Origin of the sequence: Bacillus sp. SIMBA_074, from assembly GCF_046534555.1 — a bacterium.
In the GTDB taxonomy this organism is placed as follows: Bacteria; Bacillota; Bacilli; order Bacillales; family Bacillaceae_G; genus Bacillus_A; species Bacillus_A mycoides.
This window is the reverse complement of record NZ_JAWRYM010000867.1, coordinates 1-254: the sequence shown is the minus strand read 5'-3', so window position 1 is coordinate 254 and position 254 is coordinate 1. Positions and strand designations below refer to the sequence as shown.

At 68.5% G+C, this 254-nt stretch carries 1 protein-coding gene; it reads left to right on the top strand.

Features of this window, described 5'->3' with window-relative positions:
* Positions 1-16: 16 nt before the first annotated feature.
* Positions 17-254, top strand: a 238-nt coding sequence (locus tag SB773_RS33225; RefSeq protein WP_410594704.1) for a carbohydrate ABC transporter permease, incomplete at its 3' end; no start/stop codon positions are given.

The following is a 254-nucleotide window of genomic DNA, read 5'->3' as shown; positions in this document are numbered from 1 at the left end:
CTCGCCCGCGACGGCCATGCCCTCCATCGTCCTGGAGGCGACCTGGGCCGGGGCGGGGAGCGCGGTGATCATCTACCTGGCCGCGCTGACATCCGTCAGGGCAGAGCTCTACGAGGCCGCGGAGCTCGACGGCTCGGGCATCTGGTCGCGGGTCTGGCACATCACCCTCCCGCAGATCCGCGGCATCATCCTCGTGATGCTGCTGCTGCAGGTGATCGGCACGACCCAGCTGTTCACCGAGCCGTTCCTGTTCA